We start from the raw sequence: 16,352 nt of genomic DNA, 5'->3' as shown, positions 1-16,352 counted from the left end.
TCATCATTGCTGCCCATTAGCTGCACAGGAGAGCAATCATGCACACAGGTAAACCTATTCCATAATTGCCGGACAGGGTTGTCCATCATGTTCGTGCTAGGAGTACACGCGATCAATAGCTTGTGCAAGCTAACACCTATTTATAAGACTAAGATGCTATAATGCTATACCCTCAAACAATCCTAACAAATACGCTGTATAATCCTCAAACTGATGATGCCTCGTCACCCATTGCGCCGCCTGTTTCCCAATATGCCGCCGTTTTTCAGCATCATTCAATAAATCAAGCACAGCACCTGCCATCGCCGGTGTATCCAAATAGGACACCAACACGCCAGTGTCCTCCGTGAGCAATTCATCCGCCCCGCCGCTGTTGGCAAACGCCAGCACCGGTAGTCCGGCCTCCATGGCCGAGAGCATCACATTGGGAAACGGATCTTCCCGTGAAGTCAGCAAAAAGAGTTCACTCGCCGCCATATACTGTGCCACGTCCTTTTGAAAACCAACAAAGTGAATATTTTTCTTTGCGCTCATTTTCTCTAAATCATGTTCACACCAGGCCCGGACCTCATCTGCCAGATCACCTACCCAAATAAAATGAATATCTTCTTTTTCCGGTCCAGTCAAAATTTGCTTCGCAACCGCAAGAAACAAATCCGGACCCTTGCGGATGCCGCCGGACGCACAATTCACAATAATACGCGCATGCTCATCCAATCCATGTCTGCGACAAATTGCCTGCTTGGCTTCCAAGCGCTGCTGCAAGTAGGGATTGGGTGATAAAACCCCCTGAGGCCGGATCAGGCATTGCTGCGATTCAAGTCCAAATGCCCGCATGCAGGCATCCCGCACATTGCGCGCCGGAAAAACCAGTTTGTCCGAAGCCTGAATGGTTTGTGCCAATAGCTGTTGGTAACCATTGGATTCAATCGTGGTGGGCAATTCATTTACCAATGTCACCACCGCAAGACCGCGCTGCTTCAAATAACGGGAAACATCACCGGCTACCACCGTGCAAGCTAATGCCTGTGTCACATTTGCTGATTCCAGTTGCTGCCAAATGGCGGCCAAGGCGGACTCCTCCGAGCCCCGCATGGATTGCTCCTTTTCCAGATTGAACACCGTTCCCCATTTATTGAATTCTTTTTCCAGACCGCCGCCTTTTTTAAGTACGATAAAAAGCGGTCGGGGAAATTGTTCGTAAATTGTCCGGGCCAAGGCCAGGGCATGGTATTGCACACCATAATAGAGTGCGTCATGGACAATCAATACCAGACCTGATTTATCGGGTTGCGCCAAATATTCATCTGTATTTTTCTGTTTGATTTCCACATCCACCGGACCCGGCTTATCCGGCGCATCCCCGGTTTGTGCCGGTTGTAACAATGCGCGACTGGTGGCCTCTAAAAAAGCATAACCATATTTTTGGTCCGGCTCCAGATGAGAACCCTCACCCCACTCATTCCAGGCATTGATAAAAACCATGGATTCGTCCCGGGAAGCGGAACGGGATTGTTGGACATGACCGGCCAGCCATTGTTCGTAATTCTCCGGTGTGGCGTGTTGATAGAGGATGCTCTGATACCGGCGGCGCGGTGAATTGTCCCACTGCAGCATGACACCGCGGTGATAACCATACTCAGTCGCCGGAACCTGGAGTGAGTGATGGACCATATCGCGGTAATCCGCAACCCGCCCGGTGAATTTTTTATCCAAACCTGAAATTTGGGATGCAATATTGGGTGAATAAAAACTATTGGGAGGAAACTCCACAAAGGCGTCAAATCCCCACGGACGCGGGTCTTTAAACGACTCAAACTTTACCGCACAAAGATGAATCTCCCCGATACCTGCTTGCGCGCACACCTCGCGCCATGCCTGACAGGTTTTGACCGGATTTTTCAATTTGTCTACGCGGTAGACCAACAAAACCGGTTTTCCCTGAAACCGGATATAGCGGCAGTCCTGCAAAACCGGGAGCACATCATGAATGAAAGCAATGTCTGATTTTAATGAATGTGTTTGTTCGAGCAAAATATGCTTTTCCTGTCCATCCCAGACACGGGTCCAGTTTTCATTGGCCCAACAAATACAAAAGGGGAAATCAGGCCGGCCGCTTTCCAGAACTTCCTGGAGCGGACGTTCCAAAATACGCCGCCCATTAAACCAGTAATAGTAATAACAAAAACCATGGATACCGAATGACCTGGCCATGTCTGCCTGTTTTTCACGAACCTCGGGAATGCGCAAATCATAAAAACCCAGATCCGCCGGCAGATGGGGCTGATGATGTCCAGGAAACAACGGCTTCGCCTTGACCACATTTTCCCATTCTGTAAAACCGCATCCCCACCATTCATCATTCTCCGGAATCGGATGATACTGAGGCAAATAAAAAGCAATCAGTTGAACATCAGCAGGATAGTCTACATTCATCTCTTTCCAATTGCCGGTTGCTCTCTTTTTGGTAAACTGTTCCGGATCTTTTTCAATAAGACAATCATCGGTAAACCGCTGATTGTCGGGCATTTCATTTTTCGATGACGATTGATAATCGCCCGGCGTTCCTGAACCATGACCACTTACAGGAGAACGTTTTTCATTTTTGCCAAAAAAATAATAGTGCAAAAAAGGCGCCATATCAGATTGTGCCACATCAGAATTGTGTTCTAGATAATGCAAGGTATTGAAGCCCGGTCCCGGATCACGTTCCTGTCTTGCACCTAAGGTTATAAAATGAAGAAGCGGATTAATCCCCAACACAGCCACATCCTGATTGTTTTTCAGATAATCATGCGTGTTAAAATAGTGATTCGGATTTTTACCGTCTGCAGCACCTTCTCGCAAAAAATGAATGATGGGATTTTCTTTTTCAAAATCAATATCTTTATTTTGTTCTGCATAATAGGTTTGATCAAATAAATTACTGTCTTCAATGATAATTATATTTTTCTTACGCAACTGCCATCGCTTTAGAACCCACCCTGTAATTGTTGCGACCACAGCAGCGACGGGATGAAAACCGGCCTGACCGGATAAAACGGTAAAGCTGCGGTTGAGTTTCACAACCTTCCGGATAATCGCTTTTTTGATCCCTTCTAAAACACCGCGAAAACTATACGCCCGGTTGTACGCGTGAATTAAATCCTGTTGCCTTTTTTCAACGCGTTGCCGCATGATCTGTCGCTGACTTGCAGCAACACTTCTCATGTTTTCCATGCGCGTCGTCTGACGGCGACTCTCATTGAGCTGCATGGTCACCTGGCTGCTAGTTTTTTGCTCAGCTTCCAGCTGCCTGGTCTGTTCAGCATGTTTTAATTGCAAGGTCGTGTACTGGTGCTGTGATAATTCCAGCTGCCTGATCTGTTCAGCATGTTTTAATTGCAAGGCTGCCTGTTCATGTGCAAGTGCTGCCAACTGTTGCTTCTTTTTTTCTTCCAACCGATGGTATTCACGCCGCAGGAACACAAGCTCTGTTTGATTTTCTTTCAGCTCATCTTCCAAACGACCGACACGAGCAACCAACGAATCCGGCAAAAAATCTTTAATGAGTCCCAGGAGTGTTTGCATAGCCAAAACATCCAATTCAGCACATACGCGATACCCTTTTCTCTCATCATCCTGAATCTCCGGTATTCCTTCAAAAACACCCATCGGGAGTGTTTCCATCTCCACATCGGAACATACAGCAATAGAAAAAATGCCGTCAGATACACCCGGCAAAAAAGAAGTCTCCGTATACCCCCCTTGGGATACACCAAATTGGATAACGCCATCCTGATGGTCCGGGGCAATAATTGATACTTGTCCACTCATACGCTGCCGGGCAATAACACAATACCGAAATTCCTCTTCCAAAAGCCGAACAAACTCAACATGTTTCATTTCATGGACATGATAGGGATTGGTTTCTTTGTTACGTTGATTAAACGGAATTTTATCCGGGGATGAGATGATCAACATCCCATTCGGTTTGAGACACCTTTTCAATTCAGATACAAATTTACGATAATTGTCCACATGCTCAATCGTCTCAAAAGAAACCGCCAAATCAACTGAATGATCCGTCAGCGGAATCAACTCACCTGACCCTATTTTAAATTGACACTGAGCATTGCCATACTTTGCCTCCGCGTGCTTAACCACTTCTTCATTAATATCAATCCCGATCACATGGGCGGCTTTTTGCGCCAATAGTTTGCTGCCATAGCCTTCCCCGCAGGCAATGTCCAGCACCTGTTTGCCTTCGGCGCATTCCACCGCCAATGCATAGCGATGGAGGTGTTCCATCGCAATCTGACCTCTCATCGGCGGCACCAAGCGTTCACCTGTCCACGCCAATTCCAAAGATGGTGCATCCCCACCATCCACGGATTCCGGTGTGACAGCAATCGGTGCAACAACCCCGTTTGCTTTTTGCAACACAACCATATCCTGATCAAACTCCGCCAGCGTATTGGCTGCCGTATATTGCGTATAGGCAAACGAACCGGCTATTTTTCTGATCTGTTCCAGCGACGTCATTGTCATTTCCTGTGACATGACCGGTTTTTGATTTGCAGCAAGACTCAAACAAATCACACCGCCCGGTTTTAACATCCGTTCCCATTCACCCAGCCAAATTTCCAATTCTTCGGGTGACAACCGGTTTGAAATGGAATACGCAAAAATGACATCCAATGACCCATCCACCACCAAACGCAATGGTGCTGATTTCGGAATCTGGATGCATTCCACCGGAAGACGGGCCTGATGGCAGACTTGAATCGCATCCGCCTCAGGATCAACCGCCATAATATTCGCGCAATGGATATCTTTCACTAAAAATCGTGTTACCCCGCCCCAGCCACAGGCAAAATCAAGCACATGCTGGTCCCGGTCGACCAACGCAAGGTCCAATTCCCGCAAATACTTCTTTGCAAGAATATAAAACTGCGAAACATGTTCAATGGCATCATTACCAAAACGCGTATAATATTTTTTCTGAATAATCTCTGCATGCGCATCCGGAAAATAAAAAACCTGTCGGATAGCATCCTCGAGCGGCTGGCGCATACACCAACGCCAAAAATCATCAGGGAGTTGATAAAAAACCGGATCGCAATCAGTCCGCATCATGTCGCACTCGCGGTTTGAATTGGGGATGAAAGCAGATAGATGTAGGGACGGGACCAATTCGACCAGCCGTAATAGCCGGTCCGGCCCGACGGAGTGGTGGTAATAAAATGCAGAATACCCTGACCCACAGCGCCTTCCGGTAAGAGTAAATTCATATCATGCCACCTACGGTCTTCCGAATTGTTCTTGGGATCGAGATACCTGGAAAACAAAACCTGTTTTCCTTTTTCGTTTTCCAGAATAATTTTATACACAACACCTTCGCCTTTGGTTGGATCCCAAACCTGGGGCGAAAGTGCGATCCCAAATATCAATCCGGCATTTTCCGGCAGATCAACATCATAACTGATTGTTGATTCCGGATGCGCAAAAAGCACCAATCGATTATCCCCCTTTACCGTCATCTCGGAAAACCGGACATTTCCAGCCTCTGCTTTAACCCGGGCTTTATCAAACGCCACTAAAAAATCAATAACCCCCTTGGTTTCCTTCTGAGAACGAATTTTATTACCCATACGCCAGAATTCATTGAAATACTGCTCAATCTCTGTCTGAGAAAAAGTTGGTAATTTGAGCAGCTTATGTGTCTCAAAAAAATTGGTGCCCTCATTTTCTTTCTGGGTTAAATAGCCTTTTTGTTCACACAAGTCATAGAGATCAGTTCCAGGGTACGGATAAAATACCGAGCATTGGGAATAATTTGCTTTAATAATTTTACAAAGATCTATGGATTCCTGAGCTTCTTTTGGCGTTTCCGTAGGCAGACCCACCATAAAATAGGCTGTCGTCTTCATCCCCAGTTCATCGGCTTTTTTATAGATAGCGATAATTTTTTCATTGCTCATTTTCCGATTCAATATTTCAGACCGAACGCGCTCACTGCCGGATTCTACCCCGGCGATGATGCGTTCACAACCGGCAGCATGCATCATCTCTAATATTTCCTCATTAATCGTGTCGACTCTAACATTCACCGTAAAAGGAATATTGATCTCTTTTTTATAGCGTTCACAAAATTGCTGCAACCATTTGTGATTGTAAGTAAAGGTATCATCATAAATAAGGATCTCTTTTATTCCATAGTTTTGTTTTAAGCTGCTGATTTCTTCCAGAACATGGTCCACTGACCGCATGCGGACATAGCGTCCCAAGCCCTGATAGTTTTTTTGCAATACATGATTAACACAATACTTACATTTAAAAGGACAACCGCGGCCGGCCATAAAAATTGTGGAAGACATGGTATTTTCTTCCAGCAACCGTTGAAAATCAAACATATCCCGCTCAGCAAAAGGCAGGGTATCAAGGTCGGCAATTAAAGGACGCATGGGGTTTTTGATGATTTGACCGTCTGCTTTTTTTATCCAGAGATTTTGAATATCATGATAAGACTGCTTCTTTTCCAAACGTTCGACCAACTCTAAAACAGCGTACTCCCCTTCACCCACGCAAATCATATCTATTTCCGGGCAAGCGATTGATGCTTCCTGGGCAACAGTTACATGAATACCGCCATGAATGATGGGTAGTTCCAATTTATCTTTAATCACCTTGGTATAACGCCGGATAATCGACCACTGATTGGTCATGGTGGAAAAACCGATTAAATCAGGCGCATGCTCAACTACTTTTTTTATAAACACTTCCGGTGCTATTTCTTCCTGAAGGGTCATAAAAGTAACGTGATGGCCGTCTTTTTTTAGGACAGCTGCGATACTGGCAATACCCGGCACAAAATGCGGCAATACAAAAGTATCTATATTACTGTGGATAAATAATATTCTCATACAACTCCGACCTATTATTTCCTTTCACATACCTAAAAACCGATTTTCTCACCCGATTTTTGAAGTTAATAATTATAGGGGTCAATACCACAGGCGTCAACTCATGATTCTGCTGCAAAAAAACCAAGAAATCATTGCGAGCGACTGGAGGGAGCGTGGTAATCTGATTTCAGCCTTATAAAATAAAAATTACGACCGCAGGGAGTCCCGTATGATTCCCCAACCGGTCGGGGCTTCGTCACTATCGTTCCTCGTAATGACAGTAAAATAATGTTTTGTAGCGGAACCACTTTTTAGTGCTGTTAAATTTACTATTATACGTTATGATGTTTCAAATTTCAGAACAGGAAAGGCCAAAACCCTGCCATGCCCTCAATAGAAGAAAATCAAACCATGTGGCAAAACAATTATAACTGGGAAAAACAAGGCAATGAATGGTCCCAGACCTGGGGCACGCCCCGCATGGAATGGTTTGCTACACTGTTGCCACGACTCCAATCCTTTGTTCCAGCAAACAGCATCCTGGAAATTGCCCCTGGCTATGGACGCTGGACCCACTTTCTAAAGGATTTATGCAAAAAGCTGACAGTGGTCGATTTATCTGCACAATGTATTCAGGCCTGTCAAAAACGATTCTCTGAAAACACCCATATCACCTACCATGTTAATGACGGCAAGTCTTTGGATATGATTGAAGATAATTCGCTTGATTTCGTCTTTAGCTTCGACTCCTTGGTACATGCTGAAGACGCTGTTTTAGAAACATACTTAGACCAGTTGAGCCACAAACTAAAAAAAGACGGGGCTATTTTTATGCATCATTCCAACCTGGGAAGCCGCTTGGATTTATTGAAAAAACCGGAATTTGAACGGGCCTGGCGCGATACCACTATGACAGCAGAAAAGTTCTCCATTTTTTGCGACAGCACCGGATTGCAATGCATCAGCCAGGAATTAATCAACTGGGCCAATCCTTCAGATTGCCTCATTGATTGCTTTTCCATTGCTGTACCGAAAAATTCAAAATGGTCACGCCCTTTGCAAATCTCGGAAAATGGTCACTTTATGGCCGAGGCCAAAGCTGTTTCCAAACTGGCACCGCTATATGATTTTCATTCAAAATAGTTTTTTTACTGAATCAACGACATATTAAGGAGTCTGTACTTTTCTGATGACCAGGCAAATTTCCCGGGTTCAATTCCTCATAGACTTTTTCAAAGCAACTCCATACTCTTTAAAATATAATTTCTTGATTTATTCAGCACTCCTAATATCCGGCATAATATTCTACTGGTGCATATTAAACAGCTATTTTCTCTCCGATGACATGCTCTATATTTGGAAACTGTTCCATGAAGGTTTTTTTCATAGTTGGACCAATGGTTTTTTCCGGCCTTTAATTGTATTTAGTTACCAGTTGGATCTTTCCCTCTGGAAATTCAATCCCTGTGGTTACCATGTCACCAATATTTTTTTCCATGCCAGCAATGCTTTTCTGGTCTTTCAGCTATGCCGTATTTTCTTACGACTATTCGCTGTAAATACCAACCATTCAGGCTGGCTCTGTTTTTTGTCGGCATTGCTTTTTCTGGCCATGCCGAACCACACCGAAGCTGTCACCTGGATTGCCGGTCGTAATGATCTGCTTGTTACATTTTTCATGTTGCTGTCATTGATTGCCTACTGTCATTACTTGCTAAAGCCCAAAAGCATACTCCTGACAGCCATGTTGTTAAGCTTTGCTGCTGCGCTTTTATCAAAAGAAATCGCTATGATTTTCCCCGGGTATATTATTATTTTAGGTATTGCTATGCTTTGGTCCAATAAAGCAAATCGAAAAAAACTTGTCGCAATTGGTACTGCGCCTCTATCAGTATTACTTGTATTGGGAGCCTATTTTATTCTCCGTTATCAGGCGTCCGGTCAATTCTTTGGTGGTTATGATACAGAATACCACCTTAATATTTTCAATCTCAACACATTACGTTCTTTGACTGCAACCATTTGGCGGAGTTTCATACCCACACTGCCTTATACCCATTTTGCATTTATCACATCACCTGTTTTCATCATTCCCTTTAGTCTTAGCCTGCTGGGTATACTCACCCTCTTCTTCCGGCGATTATTGGCATCTGCCAAATCAGAAACCGTTTTTTTTCTCTATTTATTATTCTGCCTTTTGCTTGCTTGGCTTCCCGCAGCCACACTCCCTATCGCTTTATTCAGCTCAACAAATGAGCGCTACATCTATTTCCCGACAGTCTTTGTCAGTATGGGCCTGCCCTTTTTCATCAGCCGTTTGACGGGACCGGCCAAGCGCACCTGGATTATCATAAGTCTTAGCTTCATTCTCGGCAGTGCTGTACTTTTGCAAACAATCAACCAGCGTTGGATAATTGCCGGCGAACAATCTCAAGCGATACATCAAACGCTTGGTACTCTCTCCCATAAAAAAGTCTACTTCCTTAACTTACCGGACAATTACCAAGGTGCTTACATGTTCCATGTGGCCTATCCGCCAACGATGTTATTTTTCCATAAATTAATCACTGACCCTGCTGTTATAAATTATTTTTCCAACGAAAAAGAAACTTCTCAACTACATAGAAACTATGCCGCTTTACAAACTTTGCATAAAAGTCATGACTATAAAAAATGGCAGCGTATTAGCACTCACTATCAAAAAGCACTACAATCAAAAGACGGTATGAAATGGCAAATTTTACAAACTGATATAAAACAGATTTCAGAAACCGAAACTTTCAAACACAATCAATATCTCTATCAAAAAACACATGAAATTAAAGATCGCGGCGATTATGAACTCTTCCAGACTGTATTATTAAAATATAATCAAAGTTTGCAAACGCCCGAACTAAAACAATGGCAGGCACTCAACCAAGTATCTCTGCAAATACAAAAAAGTTCGTTTTTTAAGCAACTTGAAGAATGGAACAAAAAACGCATCCAGCTTACGCAAACCGGGCTTATACAAAAATGGGACGATCTTCAAGATGCCTATTATACAACTTTATTATCCACAGGTGATGAGCCCTCTACTCCGATCACACCCGATCAGATCCATATCCTGTCACGCTTTGATTTATTGGACTTAAGTGACCGGGTAACAATCACCCAAACACCGGATAATCTGACCCTTCATCTTGAAAACCCCCAGGCACACTTCCAACAACTAACCGGCACACCTGAAATCACCATCACCCAAAATTCTCTGCAAAAAATCACCATCCATTTCCCGGACGGCATCCCTAAGGATGCAGATTTTCTTTATTATAGTGAATCAAAGATGCATAAACTGGTGATAAAACAATGATTTTCGTAAAGTCTGCTTTTCAGAGCATCCTGAATAAACTAACAGGTTCCCCAACCAACCCGGTTTACATCAGTTCAATCATTTTATTTCTCAGTGGATTCATTATATGGGGAATTTACAAAATAAATTTACCTTCGTTTTATTATGACGAACTCATGTTTGCGAATGTTGCGCTAGGCTGTATCGATGATTCATTTATCTGGAACAAATTTCTTGGAATCCCGACAATGATCTTCCCCTATATTGGTGCTTTAAAAAGTTATTTCTATTGGATCGCATTTTATTTCTTCGACCCCAGTTACTATTCAATCCGGGTACCGGCGCTCTTATTAATGGCCCTGTCCATTTTCCTCCTTTCCAGAATCATTGCCCACCTATCCAACAAAACCACAGCGCTCATTGTTTTAATTATTTTGTGTGTTAATCCCTCGCTGGCTATGTTTGGAAAATTCGATGTCGGACCAACTGTATTTGAATTTTTCGTCAGATGCGCACTCATTCTCTGCCTGGCACTCATAACACTAAAAAAACATCCGCAGCGCGCATTGGTCGCACTGATTTTCCTGTCAATCCTTGGAATGTTTAACAAACTCAGTTTTATTTGGTTTTTAAATTCAATTTTACCAATATTCATACTGCTGCAACTTCTTTTGAACAACCAAAAATCCTTCAAAGCCTGGTTTTCAAAAAACCGCAAAACTTTGCTTGTCATCCTCGGGACTTGGTTACTGGCAATCATTTGGTTTATTCTGATCTACAAACTCAACAATTTGAATCCTACAGTCAACAGCGATCCGGCCATGCCTTGGAAAAGCATCCCATCTAAATTAATCGGGATTTCCCACGTCATCCAGAATGTCGGTATTTATAATAATTTCTTGCGCCATCCCGTCCCCGGGCCGAGCATTCCTTTTCTTTATTTCAATTTCATTACTTTTTTTTCAGGCTTCATTTATTATTCGGCCTATCTGATTAAATCGCGCAGGTCAAATCGTCCGGTCAATCCGTCACATTTTATGGCAATTTTATTATTTTGCAGTTCCTGTTTAATCCTGACACAAATCATCATCACACCGGCAGCCATTCATGCCTGGCATTTCTTTTGTTTATACCCTTCCTTGCTTCTCTTTGCAATTCTCAGCTGGATACATATTTTACACGCTATTAAAGAACACATCATTTTCCACAAATCACTTTCAAGTCTTTTAATTGGCGGTATGATACTTTACGGTATTTTCATTAACACAATTGTTCATAAAAAAATAAAAAATGTTGCACCGCAAACCAAAAACTGGGAACGCATATTCAGCACCACCACCAATGATGCTTTCCTCGCTTATCTAAAAGATCACCCTCAGATTTATTTTCACTTTTTGGATTGGGGCATGCATACGTTGGCCATCACTTTGCTAGCTGAAACTCGTTTTCATGAAACTTTTAATTTCCCAAATGAACTTTCAGGTGTTTCTATCAATACAGGTGACTATTTTGTCACCCATAGTCCAGAGGCATCCGCTTTTCCTAAAATCAGAAGCGTTTTTTTTAATTATTTGAACCAATTCGGTCTTGATTATACTCTGGACCATAAAATTGTTGATACGGATGGATTGACGGTATTTGAATTTTGGAAAATCAACAAAAGTGCCGCTGTGGGCACGCCTATTTTCAATCTCCATGACAGCCCGCTTGATCTATTCCAGGGTCACGCATGTACAATCAATGCCAGTCTTCATAAAAAAACGCTGGAAATAAACACCCATGATATTGACCCGGTTGTCCTGTTGCCAAAATTTCATTTCCCGTCCAGCGCGCATGATTATATTGTACAAGTTGAAATCCACAGTTCGACCACGACACTATTCAGGCTCTTCCCGCAAACAGTTCAACAACCGCACTATGGTTTTAACCTCTCAACCAGAATCATTCCCGGTAATAACCATTTATTTTTTTTATTGCCCAACCATGAATTAATCGGCAGATTGCGAATGGACCCAGGAGAAAAACCGGGCAGATATGTCTTCAAATCAATCTCAGTGTCTCGCATAAAGCCCAAATAATAATGACAATTATTTAATCCAGCCCGCAGATACTTTCACAAGAAAAAAGTGGAACAAATAATATCAACGGCATGTGCTCTACACCGGCGACACAGCTCACTGTTATATTTTTTCGTTTGCAAATCAGCATGTTCGAGATCTAAAAAATTCGGATGCAAATAATGTTTGCGCTCGTAAGCAATACAACAATTGGCCACACCACCATCAAAATCAATCGTCGTTTGATATTGGCGGAGTACACAATCGGGATGTTCCCCGCGCAACAGCAAAGATCTTTCGCGGGCTTCCTCCAGAGAAAAACAAAGCATTGATAAAACCGCTTCATCTTGCTTGGTACTATTCCCTTCAAAAATGTCCAGCATTTTTTCCAATGGTGCAAAACCGGCCTTTATTGTTTTAAATTCAAAGCCCAAAGACTCCGCAAATTTTTGCGCGCGCTGCAATGTTTCACCCTGATTGTGCCGGTATTTATGATAATAAAAATGCACCGGGATCTGACTGGCATATTTATCCAAACACGCCCTAAGAAACCGGGCATTGCTCATGACCTTACTGACATCTCCCGGATAATGCGTTTTATAATAGTTTGTCTGGTCCAAGGCAGACAAAGAAATTCGGATATTTAGCGGTTCCGCCCGAACGACTTCCTCGATATTTTTTTCTAAATTCAAATTGGTGGAAATTTGTGCCGGCATTCCGCGTTTCCGCGCCAGTTCCACAAACTGCGGTAGTTGCGGATGCATAAAAGGGTCTCCCCAATTGAATAGGCAGAGATACGTGGCCTGGCCCGGTGATTCCCGCTCGATTTTATCCAGGATTTGCGAAAATAACTCAATCGACATATTTCCATGCGGATGATCACTCTCAGTAGAATGAGCATTGGGACAGGTTGGACAGCGCAAGTTGCACTGATTCGTGATGTCAATATTATAGAGGAAATAGGGATATTTTTTTTTCATCGTTTCCACCAACAAACAAGCTTTATTTAATATAACTTATTTTATATTTTTTTTACTCAAACCATCAATATAATCCTTCTGCCATTGCCAGCATTGCTGCAGAAAAGCAAACAAAACTTTGGTGGTTTCCGGTTCATCAAGCTCAGCTATTTCAGCTGCCTGGCGCAGCACACCTTCACCTTCCAGCCATTCCAGTGTTCCGGGACTTTTCATGCGCGCGTTGGATGTGTTCTCACGCCAATAGTTCAATTTATCAACTACATAGGCCACATCAGAACAACTTAGCATTTTTATCCAGTGCAACCAATCCCCGCACAGCCTGTAATCTGTCGCAATTGGCTTTATTTTATCTAAAACCGTACGCCGGAATAATACCGCCGAAGCGCTTAGAATAGTATTTTTATGAATCAAATAATTTTTTATTTCATCTTGACCGTTATTTATAAAATCAGATTCCCAGCGATTCTCATCCAAATCTTTGGTCCAGCCGCTGGTATCACCAATGGTCCTACTTTTTTTATCCACAATCCACGATTTACAATATGCCACACCGACATTGGGATGGGTCTCTAAAAGTGGTACTAATTTTTCCAAAAAGCCAGGCGCAGCCCAATCATCCGATTCGGCAATCCAAAGATATTTACCGGCTGCTAAATCCATGCCACGCACCCATTGCTGGAATGCCGAACCGGAATTTTCTTCATTGCAAACTGTATGGCGAACCCGGGGATGATTGGCATAGACTCGGATAATCTTCCGGCTCTTGTCAATAGACGCATCATCCAACAAAATCACTTCAAAATTTTGATAGGTTTGTGCCAGCACCGATTCAATGCGTTGTTTCAAGTAAGGGGCATGATTATAATTGGGTATGATAACTGAAACAACTGGAATTTCCATTCCCACATCCTTCTGCTTGGTGTCCGCACTGCAAATAATTGCTGCGTTTCAATTTAATCATGTCGCCTGTCGGGATGCAACCATCAATTCCCATCATGATCATCTTCGCCAGGCATCGCTGATTTTATCCCTTGCGCGCAGACCCGCTCTCGAATACAATGGTTTTATTCATTTTCGGAGGATATTGCATGGGGCTCAACATCCGCCAGAAAATTCTTCTGGCTTTTATTCTCGTCATTCTGGTCTCCGGCGGCGCGGTCTTCACCATTTACAGCAATAGCGGACAAATCGTCGAATTGACCAACCAGATCATCGACGAGGACATGGTGAATACGCATAATATCCAAAAAATGCGGGAACACCTGCTCCATACGGACTGGGCTCTCTCCCGTTATCAGCTAACCCATGAAAGCCCCTGGCTCAACATCATTCATATTACCCGGGGTAAATTCAAAGACTATTTTTCTGCAACGAAAAAAAGTGTCGTCCGCGACCGGGAAAAAGATTTCATCCTCAAAATCCAGAAAAATTTTAAAAGATACAGCAGGCACGTCACTTTTCAGATCAAACGATTTGAACAAGGCCTGGTGGATATGGATTTGCAGCAGAAAATCCGTTCCCAGGAAAATTCGGTCAATGACATCCTGATTGATTTGCAACAACTGGAAAATCTCACCGCCGGCCGTCTGGAAGAACGCAAGGAGCAGGCCGGCAAGCTCAAGCGCTTCAACCAGCGCTTAAGCGTGGGTGTCATTCTGCTGGTCACGCTCACCTCCGCATTCCTGGTCTTCATTTTAAACCAAAACATCATCCTGCCCATCAAACGCCTGATGGAAGGCGTGCGTAAGTTTTCCGACGGAAATTTCGCAACCCAGGTTCCGGTGATTTCCCAAGATGAAGTCGGCGAGCTCTCGGCCGCCTTCAATGAAATGGCCAAAAATATCAAGCATGACCGGCAAAAACTGACCGCGTTGACCATCACGGATGAAAAAACCGGGCTCTTCAATTTCCGGCATTTCAAAAATTCCATCATTGAAGAAATGAAACGTGCCGAACGGTATGACCGCTCCTTGGCCCTGGTCATGATTGATATCGACCATTTCAAACATTATAATGATACCAACGGTCATCCCATGGGTGATTTATTGCTCAAAGAGCTCTCTAATATTTTAAAAGAAGCCATCCGCGAGACGGATATGGTGGCGCGTTTTGGCGGCGAGGAATTCATCATCCTGCTCCCGGAAACTTCGCGCGAAGAGGCAGTCAGGTTGGCCGAGAGCCTGCGCCTGCGCATCAAAAACCACATCTTCCCCATGGAAGAAAAACAGCCGGGCAAAGACCTCACTGTCAGTATGGGCGTTGCTTCCTACCCCTCCAAAAAAGTGATGTCCCCGGATACGCTGCTGGAAAAATCAGACCAGGCACTTTACAAGGCCAAAAAACGCGGCCGCAACCGCGTGGCCATTTAATCTCATCCCGCTTAATTCCCTGTAAATTTCGCAAAAAATACTGCCGTCTTAATTCATAACGCATCCTGTTGCCAAACCGGTCAGAATGCTTATTTTTAAAGAAAAACCGGTATTGTCAACACACGATCAGGCAAGCTTTGACGATATTACCCACTTTGACTATACCCTTATTGCTGATGCGTTTTTTTTCTTTAAAAATAGGTATTCTGACCGGCATTATTACGTACTGTATTACTTAATTTGGACAAGAATAATAAAAAAAAATTTTTGCATGGATTTCCTGTTTTTCCAGTCCAACCCATCAGGAGGTAAAACCATGTCCCCCAAAAAACCTTTGAATGATCCGAAGCGCAATTCCCAAAAAACGCTCTTGCAAATCCGTCGATCCCCGGTATTTGGCAGAAAAAAAGGCAACCCCGGATTATATGCTATGGACGAATTTCCCTCCCGAATCGCGCGAATCATTATGCATGCTTGCTCTGTGAAATCTCCGGAAGCAAAAAAGGCCCTCTATGAAAAAGCCATCTGCGTGATTGGTAAGGCCAAAAAATTGCTGTCCCTAAGCACCCTGCCTGGTTCCAGCCCAGCCACTTTGCTCCAAGATCTAACCGCGCTGGAATCGCAGCTAAAAACAACCATTGCCCTGCTCTCCGGAAAATGTGAATTGTAATTACAAGTGCGACAAATTGGGATAAAAAAGAGTCCCTCGACTCAAGAAAACTGATAAT

General features: G+C 43.5%; 9 protein-coding genes. 5 read left to right on the top strand and 4 right to left on the bottom strand.

Annotated elements, in window-relative coordinates; all coding sequences use genetic code 11:
• Window positions 1–156: 156 nt before the first annotated feature.
• Window positions 157–5,118 (bottom strand): glycoside hydrolase family 99-like domain-containing protein, encoded by a 4,962-nt coding sequence (locus tag K8S19_04590; protein MCD4812950.1) that lies wholly within the window; start codon window positions 5,116–5,118, stop codon window positions 157–159.
• Entirely contained in the window at window positions 5,115–6,905 is a 1,791-nt protein-coding gene (locus K8S19_04585; GenBank protein ID MCD4812949.1) for a B12-binding domain-containing radical SAM protein, read from the bottom strand. Before K8S19_04585 ends, K8S19_04590 begins: the two co-directional genes overlap by 4 nt.
• A 393-nt stretch (window positions 6,906–7,298) precedes the next feature.
• On the opposite strand from K8S19_04585, the gene K8S19_04580 reads away from it, so the two are divergent.
• From K8S19_04580 to K8S19_04570, 3 genes are all read left to right on the top strand, one after another.
• Window positions 7,299–8,030: a class I SAM-dependent methyltransferase gene (locus tag K8S19_04580; GenBank protein MCD4812948.1), complete on the top strand. Its 732-nt coding sequence runs from the start codon at window positions 7,299–7,301 to the stop codon at window positions 8,028–8,030.
• A 46-nt stretch (window positions 8,031–8,076) separates the two neighbouring features.
• A complete protein-coding gene (locus K8S19_04575; protein ID MCD4812947.1) occupies window positions 8,077–10,239 on the top strand; it encodes a hypothetical protein in 2,163 nt (720 codons plus the stop codon).
• 650 nt (window positions 10,240–10,889) lie between these two features.
• Window positions 10,890–12,296, top strand: a complete 1,407-nt coding sequence (locus K8S19_04570) for a hypothetical protein (GenBank protein ID MCD4812946.1) — start codon at window positions 10,890–10,892, stop codon at window positions 12,294–12,296.
• Window positions 12,297–12,331: 35 nt separating this feature from the next.
• Here the strand turns inward: K8S19_04570 and K8S19_04565 are convergent, their stop codons facing one another.
• Both K8S19_04565 and K8S19_04560 read right to left on the bottom strand, forming a co-directional pair.
• Window positions 12,332–13,255: a radical SAM protein gene (locus tag K8S19_04565; protein ID MCD4812945.1), complete on the bottom strand. Its 924-nt coding sequence runs from the start codon at window positions 13,253–13,255 to the stop codon at window positions 12,332–12,334.
• Window positions 13,256–13,291: 36 nt separating this feature from the next.
• Window positions 13,292–14,155 carry a glycosyltransferase family 2 protein gene (locus K8S19_04560; GenBank protein MCD4812944.1) on the bottom strand — a complete coding sequence of 288 codons (864 nt, stop codon included), beginning with the start codon at window positions 14,153–14,155 and terminating at the stop codon, window positions 13,292–13,294.
• A gap of 188 nt (window positions 14,156–14,343) precedes the next feature.
• Here K8S19_04560 and K8S19_04555 point away from each other — a divergent pair, with 188 nt between their 5' ends.
• Together K8S19_04555 and K8S19_04550 are read left to right on the top strand one after the other, a co-directional pair.
• The gene (locus K8S19_04555) at window positions 14,344–15,624 is read left to right on the top strand and encodes a diguanylate cyclase (protein MCD4812943.1); all 1,281 of its coding nucleotides are present in this window, start codon (window positions 14,344–14,346) and stop codon (window positions 15,622–15,624) included.
• A 316-nt stretch (window positions 15,625–15,940) separates the two neighbouring features.
• The gene (locus K8S19_04550; protein ID MCD4812942.1) at window positions 15,941–16,294 is read left to right on the top strand and encodes a hypothetical protein; all 354 of its coding nucleotides are present in this window, start codon (window positions 15,941–15,943) and stop codon (window positions 16,292–16,294) included.
• Window positions 16,295–16,352: the final 58 nt, after the last annotated feature.

The organism is bacterium (assembly GCA_021108215.1).
GTDB lineage: Bacteria > Oederibacteriota > JAAXVQ01 > JAAXVQ01 > JAUVAV01 > JAIORK01.
This window is presented reverse-complemented; position numbering and strand designations above follow the sequence as displayed.

What these genes read in the sequence shown, in the direction of transcription:
- K8S19_04590 (MCD4812950.1), bottom strand. Translation starts at nt 5,118, where the DNA reads ATGATGCGGACTGATTGCGATCCGGTTTTTTATCAACTCCCTGATGAT.
- K8S19_04585 (MCD4812949.1), bottom strand. Translation starts at nt 6,905, where the DNA reads ATGAGAATATTATTTATCCACAGTAATATAGATACTTTTGTATTGCCG.
- K8S19_04580 (MCD4812948.1), top strand. Translation starts at nt 7,299, where the DNA reads ATGTGGCAAAACAATTATAACTGGGAAAAACAAGGCAATGAATGGTCC.
- K8S19_04575 (MCD4812947.1), top strand. Translation starts at nt 8,077, where the DNA reads ATGACCAGGCAAATTTCCCGGGTTCAATTCCTCATAGACTTTTTCAAA.
- K8S19_04565 (MCD4812945.1), bottom strand. Translation starts at nt 13,255, where the DNA reads ATGAAAAAAAAATATCCCTATTTCCTCTATAATATTGACATCACGAAT.
- K8S19_04560 (MCD4812944.1), bottom strand. Translation starts at nt 14,155, where the DNA reads ATGGAAATTCCAGTTGTTTCAGTTATCATACCCAATTATAATCATGCC.
- K8S19_04555 (MCD4812943.1), top strand. Translation starts at nt 14,344, where the DNA reads ATGGGGCTCAACATCCGCCAGAAAATTCTTCTGGCTTTTATTCTCGTC.
- K8S19_04550 (MCD4812942.1), top strand. Translation starts at nt 15,941, where the DNA reads ATGTCCCCCAAAAAACCTTTGAATGATCCGAAGCGCAATTCCCAAAAA.